Annotated in this window: 10 protein-coding genes; 5 read left to right on the top strand and 5 right to left on the bottom strand. The window is 50.8% G+C overall.

Going from position 1 to position 12,048, the window contains the following annotated elements; translation table 11 throughout:
• Positions 1-16: 16 nt before the first annotated feature.
• Positions 17-1,603, bottom strand: a complete 1,587-nt coding sequence (locus tag NWAT_RS07760) for a glucan biosynthesis protein (protein ID WP_013220562.1) — start codon at positions 1,601-1,603, stop codon at positions 17-19.
• A 331-nt stretch (positions 1,604-1,934) separates the two neighbouring features.
• Positions 1,935-3,515 (bottom strand): hypothetical protein, encoded by a 1,581-nt coding sequence (locus NWAT_RS07765; protein ID WP_013220563.1) that lies wholly within the window; start codon positions 3,513-3,515, stop codon positions 1,935-1,937.
• Between the two features lie 675 nt (positions 3,516-4,190).
• On the opposite strand from NWAT_RS07765, the gene NWAT_RS07770 reads away from it, so the two are divergent.
• A complete protein-coding gene (locus tag NWAT_RS07770; protein ID WP_013220564.1) occupies positions 4,191-4,928 on the top strand; it encodes a hypothetical protein in 738 nt (245 codons plus the stop codon).
• A gap of 71 nt (positions 4,929-4,999) precedes the next feature.
• On the opposite strand, the gene ptsP is transcribed toward NWAT_RS07770, so the two are convergent.
• Positions 5,000-7,324 carry a phosphoenolpyruvate--protein phosphotransferase gene (gene ptsP / locus NWAT_RS07775; protein WP_049773060.1) on the bottom strand — a complete coding sequence of 775 codons (2,325 nt, stop codon included), beginning with the start codon at positions 7,322-7,324 and terminating at the stop codon, positions 5,000-5,002.
• Positions 7,325-7,710: 386 nt separating this feature from the next.
• Here ptsP and NWAT_RS16095 point away from each other — a divergent pair, with 386 nt between their 5' ends.
• Positions 7,711-7,884 (top strand): helix-turn-helix domain-containing protein, encoded by a 174-nt coding sequence (locus tag NWAT_RS16095; RefSeq protein WP_083781433.1) that lies wholly within the window; start codon positions 7,711-7,713, stop codon positions 7,882-7,884.
• Here the strand turns inward: NWAT_RS16095 and NWAT_RS17025 are convergent.
• On the bottom strand, positions 7,839-8,027 hold the full coding sequence (locus NWAT_RS17025) for a hypothetical protein (protein ID WP_198342222.1): 189 nt from the start codon (positions 8,025-8,027) through the stop codon (positions 7,839-7,841). The genes NWAT_RS16095 and NWAT_RS17025 overlap by 46 nt on opposite strands.
• Before the next feature lie 116 nt (positions 8,028-8,143).
• On the opposite strand from NWAT_RS17025, the gene NWAT_RS07790 reads away from it, so the two are divergent.
• Genes NWAT_RS07790 through NWAT_RS07800 form a run of 3 tightly spaced genes read left to right on the top strand, consistent with a single transcriptional unit; the run spans position 8,144 to position 10,613 of the window.
• Positions 8,144-8,638: an ATP-dependent zinc protease family protein gene (locus NWAT_RS07790; RefSeq protein WP_013220566.1), complete on the top strand. Its 495-nt coding sequence runs from the start codon at positions 8,144-8,146 to the stop codon at positions 8,636-8,638.
• 16 nt (positions 8,639-8,654) lie between these two features.
• Positions 8,655-9,560 carry a 30S ribosomal protein S6--L-glutamate ligase gene (rimK, locus tag NWAT_RS07795; protein WP_013220567.1) on the top strand — a complete coding sequence of 302 codons (906 nt, stop codon included), beginning with the start codon at positions 8,655-8,657 and terminating at the stop codon, positions 9,558-9,560.
• Between the two features lie 3 nt (positions 9,561-9,563).
• Positions 9,564-10,613 carry a succinylglutamate desuccinylase/aspartoacylase family protein gene (locus NWAT_RS07800; protein WP_013220568.1) on the top strand — a complete coding sequence of 350 codons (1,050 nt, stop codon included), beginning with the start codon at positions 9,564-9,566 and terminating at the stop codon, positions 10,611-10,613.
• A 37-nt stretch (positions 10,614-10,650) separates the two neighbouring features.
• On the opposite strand, the gene NWAT_RS07805 is transcribed toward NWAT_RS07800, so the two are convergent.
• A complete protein-coding gene (locus tag NWAT_RS07805) occupies positions 10,651-11,988 on the bottom strand; it encodes an MFS transporter (protein ID WP_013220569.1) in 1,338 nt (445 codons plus the stop codon).
• Between the last annotated feature and the right edge of the window lie 60 nt (positions 11,989-12,048).

Genomic DNA, 12,048 nt, shown 5'->3' on the forward strand with positions numbered 1-12,048 from the left:
GGGCTCCACCCCACCACTAAGGCTTCAATATTGGGTGATACTGGTAGAGCCAGGTTTCTGTTAGCACGGTATCGCCATCACGCAGATAGCAGCGCATTTCCACGGGCTCGTTACCGTCAACGGTCAGATCGAACTGCGCGCGCCAATGGCCCGGTATATTGTTAGGTACCGCTTCGGTGTACACATAGGAGAAGGTTCCCCGCGAGGTGCTCAAGGCCGGTTCCGGTAGGGTGCCGTAGGGGAGTTCGGCTAAGGGGCCGCCGAGGAACTCCACCATAAACTTGCGCACGCCCTCCGGCCTCGGCCGGCCCGGTTGACCGCCTTTGCCAAGCCGGGTGGCGACACAACGCGCAAGCCTGCTTGGATAGGGCGACCCGGCCAGCCAGTGGAGGCGGTAGGCCATCTCGATATGATTTCCAGCCCCGGGCGGGACTTCGGGAACCCACATGGCGCAGATGTTATCGTGGATCTCATCATGCGCCGGTATCTCAATTAGCTGCACCGCGCCACGTCCCCAGTCGCCTTGGGGCTCGACCCAAGCGGAGGGGCGCTTATGGTACCTAACGCCGTCCAGGTAATGGTCAAAGTTGCGGTCGCGCTGCATGAGACCAAAGCCGCGGGGATTGTTGTCCTGGAAACTCGAGATAGTAATTCGTGGTGGGTTGTTGAGTGGCCGCCAGATCCGCTCACCAGCTCCCGTCCACATCTCAAGGCCATCGGAATCATGCACCTCCGGGCGCCAGTCCACCATGGTGGGCTTAGCGGTCTCGGAGAACCAATACATGGAGGTCAAAGGAGCGATACCGAAACGCTCGATCGTACGGCGTGGATAGAAGTTAGCTTCAATATCCATGACAACGCCAGACGTCCGATGCAGCAGGAAGCGGTACGCTCCGGCTATCGAGGGTCCATCCAAAAGGGCGTAGACTGTGACTGGTGCCGCTTCATTCTCCGCCGGCTCGAACCAGTAGGCGGTGAAGTCAGGGAACTCCTCTGGGCCCGGAGCACCCGGTGCTAGCGCGATGCCCCGTGCCGACAGGCCAACCTGGCCGAGTTCACCGACACCCCGGAAATAGGACGCGCCAAGAAAGGTAGCCCAAGGCTCCACCTCATCAAGGCTGCCCCTGCGAACCGGCTCATGAACCCAGAAGCCGGCAAAGGCCGAGGGCTGCTCTTCCAGGCCCGTGGCAATGTGATTCTCGCCAATCGTGAAGTAGGATGGATCGTACAGGACTTCACGGGCCATCGTCCCGTCAACCGCATACATCCGCACAGTATGCGGAAAGAATTTGCCAACGTGCTGGAAAGAAATTGGGTAGGCGCTGTTCCTATAGAGCGAGAATTCCTTGCGATAACGCAATTTTCCATGCGCGTCGTAGTCGATCTTTGAAATGATTGAGGGGTCCGGTTGTGGTGGTGGCTGATACGGCTGCGCGGCACGTTCACGTACGTACTGCTTCAACCAACTATAAGAGAAAGGCTTAGGCGCGCTGAACTTAAGGCCCGTTGCCGCCAAGGCGGCCGGCGCAACCTTACCCATCAAGCGCGCGGCGCTTGTGGCAAAAAGAAGCCGCAAAAAGGCACGTCGATTAAAGGTTACCATCGTCCGTCGTTGAAGCAATACTTAGCCGCTTACAAAAGTTCATAAGATTCTCCAGACGCGGAGACTGCCCACTTTAGCTGGCAATCTCCAGAAGGGCTATCGTAACAAGTTTGCCTTAAAAGGGCATCGCTATGAACCAATAGTCATTGAGGATAGTTTAGCTACACCTCGCACCCATGCTCTCGTGCTTGGTCCGGAAGACGATTTCATTTTTGAAAAAACTGCTTAACCCATTGGGCCCATCAATGCTTTAATCGGATAAGTATGACGGCTTTCTGGAAGCGTAGGCCCCTCAATTTTTCATGCTTCTCTATCAAAAGTATAGGATACTTTATGAATCAACTGTCCGGCAAAGCTTTGTGGCTACTTGCTCCTGGTGTCCGGTTTTATTTGCCTGGCTAAAGCAGGATGAACGATAGGTAGTAGAAAGTTTGCCAACTGCCCAGTGAAACCGTAGCGGATCGTTGATCGCCGCTGACCAGTATGACGGCGAGAAAAAGGAATTACGCCTTTGCTCAAGCCTTTTTCTATATTTGTATAACAGTCGCCGTAAGTAAGCTACAGCCTGCATTTGTAAAGTCCCAAGCAGATAATTTTTTGACACTTCCTTAACAAAGTCGTGGTAATCCTGTACCGAGGCCGCGCCCATGCAGTTTGCACTGACCTTCTGAAGCCAGAAAGGTTGGGTAATGGCCCGTTTCTCCTTGGCAAAAGCCCATCGAGGGACCCCATATTCTTCCACTAGCCGCCTGGGAATGGGCCGGTCGTACTCACCTCCAATCCGCCAAGGGCGCATCTCATCGGAGGCCGAGATCTTTTGTATTTCTGCGTGACACGTGAAAGTAAGTAATGGGATCGGAATATGAACAAATCCTCTGTTTAACCGAAATTCTTGCAGACTACCGCCAGCGGGGAATCGAAACCGAAATTCCTTGCTTAATGCAGGATGCTGGCCATGCAGATTCCACAGTGTATCCCCCAACATTCCTGTGAAGAATAACGAACGTTGAAGGCGGCTACCAAGTACGTTCATCACGACATCATCTCCGCCATTTCCCGTGGCTAGAAACAACGCCTCCGGATAGTTTTCTTGCTTAAGATAATCATGCCGTGAGAAAATCTCAACCTCAAGATCAAGATAGCTAGCAATTTGCTCGCCACTGTCGTCTATACTTGCCATGCTTCGCGCAAAGTCGGTTCTTGCTTCCGCGAACGTTACTGCTTGACGGCAGCCGATATGCTTCGCAAGTACGGCGCAGGCCGGTGAATCGTACCCAGAAGATATCGTTGTGATGGGATCAGCAAATTTAATCCGGCGATTGCTTGCATTTGCGTTTCGATGTAGTTGCGCTAGAGTTTCAAGCAGATAATCGATATAGGTTTGGTAAGACTCGAAACCAGGCGGCTCCGGAGGGCTAATGGGTTTGATCGCTAACTTACCATCGACAATGAAAGAGTTATGGTAATGAAGCTTCACTATTCTTCCGTTCATAAGGCGTAGCTGCTTAACCGCTCTTTTATAGCCGCGCAGGAATGTCATCAACTCCGATTCGTAAGCCCAGTTACGCATATTTAACTTTGAGCCGGTTGCCTGGAGAAGATAAACCAGAGAGTTAGAGACAAACAGGGTATCAGGCAACTTAAGCGTGTAGAGTCGCTCCATCGTGTGCGTGGTCGGCGTAAAAACAACACCGCCATCCAGAAGGGCGCCACCGGAACCGAGCATTACCTCGGTTTTATTGAAACAGATCTCGCCAAAGTCCCCCTTCCAAGCACCTTCAACGAAGTAACCCCTACCCGTTTCTACCCACGCTCCATGTTCAACAGTGACCACGGCTGCAGCGTGAACAATTTTAGCGCACCACGCCAGAGGAGGTAAGCTCGGGTTCTCATGGAAATAAAATTGATGCATAAGTTAGTTTCCTAATAGGTATTCTGCTCTTGCTATGCCGGATGACAGGGGTAAACGAACGCGGTTAGGGCCTTTTCTATTGCGGCAGAATTTATAGGCTATGATAATTATTTAGTCTCTTTTAGAGACCTTTTTACCTGCTTCAATTATGCGGGAAATCCGGTTTTTGATACCCCTTGTCTGACCTGTTCTTAGGCTAATTTCATGCCATTATTAGTAAGGTACTGTAATTAATACGATTTACGCAAAAACCCTATCCTAAATGAAAAATAAAGGAAACTTTAACTAACTTCTTTTTGCCTCATTGCTGTAACATTTCCTCAGATAGCGATGGAAAATAACTATTATTTTCTAGTAAATACAAAAAATTATGCTACTTTTACTCCACTGTAAACTTTGCGCTCACCAGGCTGATGCCATAATAGGTCGGCGCGAAGCGCCGCCATAGGGACCGCGGGTTCAACTTTGACCTATTTAGTAGTTTGGGTTCTCAAGCGTCTATAACACAGCCCAGTTAGAGGAGTTTAAGGAAAAGAGAATTTAAAAAATGTAAAGTTCTAAATAGAGATGGACGGGTAACCTAAATGATAGAGGGGACAGCACACCAGTACCCTCAGAGTCCGTACTTCTCTATGCTTGAAATATGACTGGTACCCACTCTTTCAGGGGAGGATCATGACTACTCAATACATTCACATCGTTATTGTTCCAATGCGCGTGGCGGCCACGCTATCTATTATACTTCTGGCACTCCTTATAGCGCATGTTATTGGGCTGGTGCTGGCCTACGGGTTCGGGCACTCTTACGTTTTCGGTTTGGTGCCTCTGTTCAATATTGCTAGGGAAGGAAATATTCCAACCTTCTTTGCGAGCAGCCTCTTGCTCTTTAACGGATTATTGTTTCTCTTGCTGTGGCGCTTGAGCAACAGGGAAAAAAAAGAGAAAAAAATCTGGCTGCTCCTCTCACTAACATTTTCTTTTCTTGCCGTGGACGAATTTGCCATGATCCACGAGCTTCTGATCAGCCCCGTGCGGGAAACCTTAAATGTGGGAGGCTTATTATTTTTCGCCTGGGTAATACCTTACACGTTCATTGTGATAGCTCTCGGCTTTATCGTTGCTCCCTTTATATGGCGTTTAGGTGCTCGTTATCGGGTGCTCTTCGGAAGCTCCGCCGCAGCATATCTCTCTGGCGCCATTTTCGTCGAAATGCTCGGCGGCAAATATTACCAGTCCCTCAATGAGACGGTAAATTTAAACTACCGGCTATTCCAAACGGTAGAGGAATTACTGGAATTTACCGGTTTGATCCTATTGGTCTATACTTTGCTTGAGCTAATCCGGACACGGGCTCCAGTAACCCAAATAAAAATCAAGTGCCAGCCTCATGCTGGTAACCGTGCCTCAGAGTAAAATATTATAAAAAAGTAGTATTCATTTGCTTCTTCCCCCTCCTGCTACTTACTCTCAAAGCAGGCAGGAGCTTATTTTACCCCACGTATCAACCCCCCTAGCCCAAAGTTATCAAGCGCCTGACATAACATTCGATAGATGGGCTCGGGTTCCTCCTCCTGCAAAGCTCGAGCGAGCAAGTCCCTAGCATGCTGTTGGCTAAAATTTCTTATTATCCACTTAATCCGGGGTAAATCGCCAGCGGTCAAGCTGAGATTATCTATCCCCATACCGAGTAATAATATAGCTGCCGTGGCTTCTCCCGCCATCTCACCACACACGCTAACGGGCTTATGGTGTCGGCGAGCCGCCTTAACTACTGCGTGAATGGCCGCCAAAACAGCCGGATGGAGGGAATGATATAATTCCGCCACCCGCTCATTACTGCGATCAACCGCCAGTAGATATTGAACCAGATCGTTAGTACCAATGGAAAAAAAATCTACCCGCCGTGCCAGCGCTTCCGCCTGATAGACTGCGGCAGGCACCTCAATCATGACTCCCACTCGAGGCCAAGTAACTCGAACACCTTCCTCTACCAGCTCTTCATAGGCCCGCCGTACTATATGGATGGCTTCTTCCAACTCGGAAACCGCGCTAATCATGGGAAACAGCAAATTCAGGTTACTTAACCCTTCGGCAGCCCGAAGTGCCGCTCGCACTTGAGTCAAAAATATTTCTGGATGGTCTAAAATAACGCGAATTCCTCGCCATCCTAAAAACGGATTGGCCTCCTCAATCGAGAAATAGGGCAGAAATTTGTCGCCACCCACATCAAGCACGCGTAAAACAACAGGTAAAGGCGTAAAAGCCTGGAGGAGTTCTCGATACACGACATATTGTTCTTCTTCCGTGGGAAATTGGTCCCTCACCATAAAAAGCAACTCGGTCCGGTAAAGCCCCACGCCCTCAGTACCCGCAGCACGAGAAAGCTCGATATCCGCCAACAGGCCGATGTTGGCATATAAATGAACTCGAAAACCATCGGGTGTTTTGGCAGGCAAATCCCGCAAGCCCTTGAGTTCTTCCGTAAGCTGCTGCTCCTGCCGGGCAAGGCGGGCAAACTCTCGGCGTACTAGCCTGCCTGGCTCCAAATGCACCCGACCTTGATAACCATCCAGGATCAACTCCCGCTGGTCGAATTGTCCAAGATTTGCTTTACTAATTCCCATAATGGCAGGAATACTCATAGCATGGGCTAGAATCGCCACATGGGAGAAACCTGAACCATGGGCCGATATCACCCCTGCCAGGCGCCCTATGGGTACTTCGGCAAGATCCATGGCACTCAAATTTTCACCTATCAAGATGGTATTTTCTGGATATTCCAAGCTAATAGGCGCTATATTCTGAAGATAACCCAAAATACGCCGGCCAATCTCTCGCAGGTCATTTCCCCGTTCCCGCAAATAAGGATCTTCCTGGGCTTCAAGTCGCCGGGCTTGTTCCTTGATGACCGTACTTAAGGCGCTCGGTGCCCACTCACCGGCCCGGATACGTTCTACCGTGGCTTCCACCAGGCTTTGGCTTCCTGTAAGCATGGCATAAGCTTTAAACAGAGGCTGGTACTCATTCGCCAACGCTAGCTCTAGGTGATTACCTAGAGACTGAATTTCCTGGGAGACATGGTCTATGGCTAACCGGAAGATTCTCTCCTCCTCCTCGATATTGGCTACCTGGCGCTCAGGCACCGTCTCTAAACCAGTAGCGGAATAAACTACCACCCCCTTTCCTAGGGCTACCCCGGGAGCTCCGATAATACCGGTAAGATAGCGCTCGGGCCCATTCTCATTCTGGCTATCCATAGGCTTTTGCAGGACACCACTGGCCCTGGCATGGGCAATGACACCACCCAGCTGAGCGGCTAGCGTGAATAAAAAAGAAACGTCAACTTCATCGAATTGACGGGCTATTTTCTGTTGCACCACCAACACACCTAATAGTTTTCGCTGGTGGAGAACAGGTACGCCTAAAAATGCCTGGAAGGGTTCTTCGCCCGAGCCGGGAATAAACTTAAAATGAGGATGGGCGGCAGCATTTTCCAAATTGACCGGCTCAGCCCGTTCCGCTACCAAACCTACCAAGCCTTCTCTCGGAATAAGCCGTACCTTCCCCACCGCCTCCGGATGCAATCCTTGGGTCGCCATCAACACATGACTACCGTTACTCTCGGTGAGATAAACAGAGCATACATCCACCGCCATTGTTTTACGGGTCTGCACCACAATGACCTGCAACACCTCTTCGAGGCTAGTGGCAAGGCTAACTTCCCGAACAATCCGGCTCAGGGAGTCTAGACTGCGGGAACTGATAGGTCCGGCGGGCAAATCCGATAACTTGGTTTGAGTTCCTGTCATATTGTTACCCTGATCCTGCTTCATCCATTTTCGCACGTGAATTCTCACCATTCAGGGTAGGGAGGGAACGTTCGCGGTATAATGCGCTTGCACTTAGACACCCACCGAGTAAACCGTAAAATACTGGCATCTTTTAACATCTCCGGAAAACTAGACAGCATCGCAAAGTAACCTAGATGCTGCGTGAATACGATGAGGCTGATCCGCTTCCGCAGCCTCTTGGTTAGACGCGCCAACCAACCTAACAGGTACGCGGTTAAGCCAGGAAACCCGCCCTTGATACCCACTGTAGTGTGCGTTGATTTCATAGGGATTGAGAGAGTACAGCTACAAGCTTCTTCCTTCAGAGAGAAGTGGTTGGCATAATTTATTATATACTGTGACCTATGACAAAGCGCATCTATGGATACCTCTTTTATCCGACAACCGAGCAGGTACAGCTTCTGATACGGACGTTTGGATGTGTGCGTTTCGTCTATAATACCGTGCTGAGTTATCGCACAGATACGCTCTATCAGCGGCAAGAAAAATTAGCTACGTTGACGCAAATACCCGGCTGACTGCCATGAAGGAAGAAGCGGAAACCAAATTCCTCTACGAGGTAGCTTGTGTACCGTTGCAGCAATGCCTTCGCCACCAACGGGCAGCATTCAAAAATTTCCTTGAAAGCCGCGCCAATTACCCGCGTTTCAGGTCCAAACACAAACACCAATCGGCGGAGTTTACCCGCTTGGCATTATTACACTTGCGGATGGGGCATTGGCGTGTGAGTGTGGCCTCATAATAGATCATGATCTTAAATGCCACTATCAATTTAAAATGACCACAAGAGAAGAATTAGATAAAAAAGATTTTTTGCTCGGTTGGAGAGAATGGGTGAAACTGCCAGAACTTGGAGTCCCCGGCATTAAAGCCAAAATTGATACGGGCGCACGCACTTCAGTGTTACATGCTTTTTGGCTAGAACCCTTCCAGGAAAGATATCAAAATAAAATCCGCTTTGGCCTTCACCCCCTTCAGCGCCGAGTCGATGTAGAATTGATCTGTGTCGCTGACATTCTTGATGAACGGGTAGTGACGGATTCTGGAGGGCACCGGGAAAATCGCTATGTCATCGAAACTCCCGTGCAAATCGGAAATAAATGCTGGCCTATCGAAATCACCCTGACTAACCGTGATACCATGCGCTTTCGCATGCTCTTGGGGCGCACTGCCCTCACGGCGGGGAAGACAAGGATAGTTCCAGATGCTTCCTATCTTGCAGGTCCCTCACTGGCGCGCCGTTATACAAAAAAAATCAAGGATAAGTCATAAATAAGGAGTCCCCATCATGAAAATCGCGATCCTATCCCGCAATGCTAAACTATATTCGACTCGGCGGCTGGTGGAGGCAGCTAAAACGCGGGGACACGAGGTCCGCGTCCTGGATGTGCTGCGCTGTTATATGAATATTGCCTCCCATCGGCCTTCCATTCATTACAAGGGGGAAGATTTAACTGGCTTTGATGCGGTGATTCCCCGGATTGGAGCGTCAGTCACCTTCTATGGTACGGCCGTGCTACGGCAATTTGAAATGATTGGGGTATATCCACTCAGTGAATCCGTTGCCATCACCCGTTCCCGTGATAAATTACGTTCCTTACAACTGCTGGCGCGAAAAGGAATTGGCTTGCCAGTCACCGGGTTTGCCCACGCGCCTGATGAAATCGATGATCTCATCAAAATGGTAGGCGGCGCGCCAGTCGTTATCAAGCTCCTGGAAGGGACCCAGGGTATCGGGGTCGTGCTAGCCGAAAATAAAAAAGCAGCTCAAAGCGTTATCGAAGCCTTCATGGGGCTTAAAACACACATTTTAGTACAAGAGTTTATTAAAGAGACGGCAGGGTCTGATATCCGCTGTTTTATTATTGGCGATAAGGTAGTCGCCGCCATGAAACGGCAAGCCCCGGAGGGCGAATTTCGCTCCAACCTCCACCGGGGGGGCAGCGCCAGCCTGGTTCGCATTACCCCCGAAGAGCGCTCCACGGCTATCCGGGCCGCCCAAACCATGGGGTTAAACGTAGCGGGAGTGGATATTCTGCGCTCCAATCACGGCCCACTGGTCATGGAAGTGAATTCCTCCCCGGGCCTGGAAGGAATCGAATCCGCAACCGGCACGGATATAGCCACAAAAGTCATCGAGTTTATCGAAAAAAATGCGACCCGGGGCCGAACCCGGACCCGCGGTAAAGGTTGAGCCATGGGCGAGGCTTTTCAGATCGGCACTCACCAGATAGCTCCAGGAAAACGGATTACCCTAGATTTCACCGTCCCTCAACTTTATACCCATACCGCTGTCTCCATGCCGGTTCAGGTCATTAATGGAAAACGCTCGGGACCCAAACTGTTTATCAGCGCGGCTATTCATGGGGATGAGATTAATGGGATTGAAATCATCCGCCGTTTAGTGGGACTTCGCATTTTACAGCGACTTCGGGGAACCTTACTTGCCGTGCCCGTAGTCAATGTCTATGGCTTTGTCAACCAATCCCGCTATCTTCCCGATCGGCGGGATCTTAATCGCTCCTTTCCCGGTTCTAAAACCGGCTCCCTGGCCGCCCGCCTAGCCCATCTATTCATGGAAGAAATCGTTGCCCGCTGTACCCACGGAATCGATCTCCATACCGCCGCTATCCACCGGGACAATTTGCCCCAGATCCGCACCTTGGTGGATAATCCCGAGACCAAACGATTAGCTCATGCGTTTGGTTCCCCCGTCATTCTCAACTCTGATCTGCGAGACGGCTCGCTCCGCCACGCGGTGGCTGATTTTGGCATCCCCGTATTAGTATACGAAGCGGGCGAAGCGTTACGCTTTAACGAATTTGCTATCCGGGCCGGAGTCAGTGGGATTATCTCAGTGATGCGGGAGCTGGGGATGCTCCCCCCGCGTCAAAGGAAAACACCGCGGGCCGAGCCCGTGGTGGCCCGTTCTTCAAATTGGGTCCGGGCGCCCCAAAGCGGTATCTTGCGCTCGCTTACCGCCCTTGGCAATCATGTCAAAAAAGGTGACACCATGGCCATGCTAGCCGATCCTTTTGGAGAGAAGACCGAAGCAGTGATCGCTCCTTTCTCCGGCATTGTCGTGGGGCGCACTAATCTGCCCTTGGTACATGAAGGGGAAGCCCTCTATCACCTGGCTCGGTTTGGACAACTCAAAACGGTCGCTGAAGCATTAGAAGCCTTTCAACAGAAATATAGCCCCGACAACGGCATGGCAGTCCATCCCGAAGAACCTCCCATTATTTGAATTCCGGCCGCCAGTCCAAGGCAGGTTATTTTTTCCCTTACTCATAAGCCGGAGAGTTGGTTCCGCTCATTCCGGAAGAATCCGGCGGGGCTTCAATTTTTGCCTCTCCCGCAATATTTTCAGTACTCAACTCCAAGTCCAATTCTGGCTCCAGATCAGCCTCCGGGTACATTTCAAGAACAGCTTGAGAGGTTCGTACCATGGGAACGAATTCCGCCTGTTCTTCAGCCGGCACGGGAGCACTCCGCTGGGTGCGGTAAAGGCCAAACAGTCCAAGCAATGCCAAAATAACCGCCAAATACTCTAGTAAACTGGAGGGTCCCCAAACTGCCATGCAAACACCAGCCACCAGCGGCCCCAGGGCGGAACCAGCCCCATAAACTAATAAAATTCCCCGGGTCGCTTCCAATACTTCCCCAGGTTTAAGGTGATCGTTGAGGTGAGCTACAGCCAGCGCATAGACGGAAAAAGAAACACCTCCGTAAAGAAAAGCAAGCAACAACAACACCAGCGTTGAGGCATCTGAAACAAGGGCAGCGCCCAGCACGCTAGCTGCACTGATAAAGCTAACCATGATGAGCACTCTGCGCCGATCCCAACGATCTGACAAATAACCTACTGGCCATAACAGCAAGGCGCCGCCAAAGATAACGGTGCTCATAAACACCGAGGTGCTGGAGACCGAGAGACCCATATTCTGAGCAAATACCGCGCCCATCCCCCAAAAGGCGCCGCTAGCAAGGCCGGCCACCAAAGCACCCATAACCCCTAATGGCGAGGCCAAATAAAGTTCTTTAAGCTTCGAGCGCGGCGTGGGGATCGGTTTTGGTTCCACCATCTGGGTCAACGCAACTGGAATCAGAGCGAGGGAAAATAGCACGGCGGTCAAGGCGAAACGAATAAAGCCATTATTATCTTCTATTAAGAGCAGAAACTGACTGGCCCCCAAGGCCATCAATGTAATGCTCATATAAATGGCAAACACCCGGCCCCGCTTATGATGGGAAGCTTGCTCATTAAGCCAGCTTTCAACCACCATATAAAGCCCTACTACCGAGATTCCCAAAACCATCCGCAATAGAATCCACCAGAGAGGATGGACCCAGAGGGCAAAGCCCATTGCAGTGGCTGACCCTAACGCCGCCATGGTGGCAAAAACACGGATATGCCCTACACGCTTGATGAGCAGGGGACAAAGGAAGGTTCCGAGCACATAGCCTAGAAAAAAGGCAGATTGGATAAAGCCAATCATCGTGGGGCTGAAGTGCTCCTGGTTGGCTTGCACCCCCACCAAGGTGCCTAATAGGCCCGAACCCAATAGGACAATGGCAATGCCAAAAAGCAATGAAGAAATAGACTGTAGCTCATGCCTCATGGAGCTTTAAAATTCCTCAACAATAATTAATCTATGGCGATACTTCGATTCTCGAAGCCA

Origin of the sequence: Nitrosococcus watsonii C-113, assembly GCF_000143085.1 — a bacterium.
In the GTDB taxonomy this organism is placed as follows: Bacteria; Pseudomonadota; Gammaproteobacteria; order Nitrosococcales; family Nitrosococcaceae; genus Nitrosococcus; species Nitrosococcus watsonii.

Bases quoted from the DNA above. Each gene is read 5' to 3' on its own strand.
- NWAT_RS07760 (WP_013220562.1), bottom strand. From the start codon at position 1,603: ATGGTAACCTTTAATCGACGTGCCTTTTTGCGGCTTCTTTTTGCCACA.
- NWAT_RS07765 (WP_013220563.1), bottom strand. From the start codon at position 3,515: ATGCATCAATTTTATTTCCATGAGAACCCGAGCTTACCTCCTCTGGCG.
- NWAT_RS07770 (WP_013220564.1), top strand. From the start codon at position 4,191: ATGACTACTCAATACATTCACATCGTTATTGTTCCAATGCGCGTGGCG.
- ptsP (WP_049773060.1), bottom strand. From the start codon at position 7,324: ATGACAGGAACTCAAACCAAGTTATCGGATTTGCCCGCCGGACCTATC.
- NWAT_RS16095 (WP_083781433.1), top strand. From the start codon at position 7,711: ATGACAAAGCGCATCTATGGATACCTCTTTTATCCGACAACCGAGCAG.
- NWAT_RS07790 (WP_013220566.1), top strand. From the start codon at position 8,144: ATGACCACAAGAGAAGAATTAGATAAAAAAGATTTTTTGCTCGGTTGG.
- rimK (WP_013220567.1), top strand. From the start codon at position 8,655: ATGAAAATCGCGATCCTATCCCGCAATGCTAAACTATATTCGACTCGG.
- NWAT_RS07800 (WP_013220568.1), top strand. From the start codon at position 9,564: ATGGGCGAGGCTTTTCAGATCGGCACTCACCAGATAGCTCCAGGAAAA.
- NWAT_RS07805 (WP_013220569.1), bottom strand. From the start codon at position 11,988: ATGAGGCATGAGCTACAGTCTATTTCTTCATTGCTTTTTGGCATTGCC.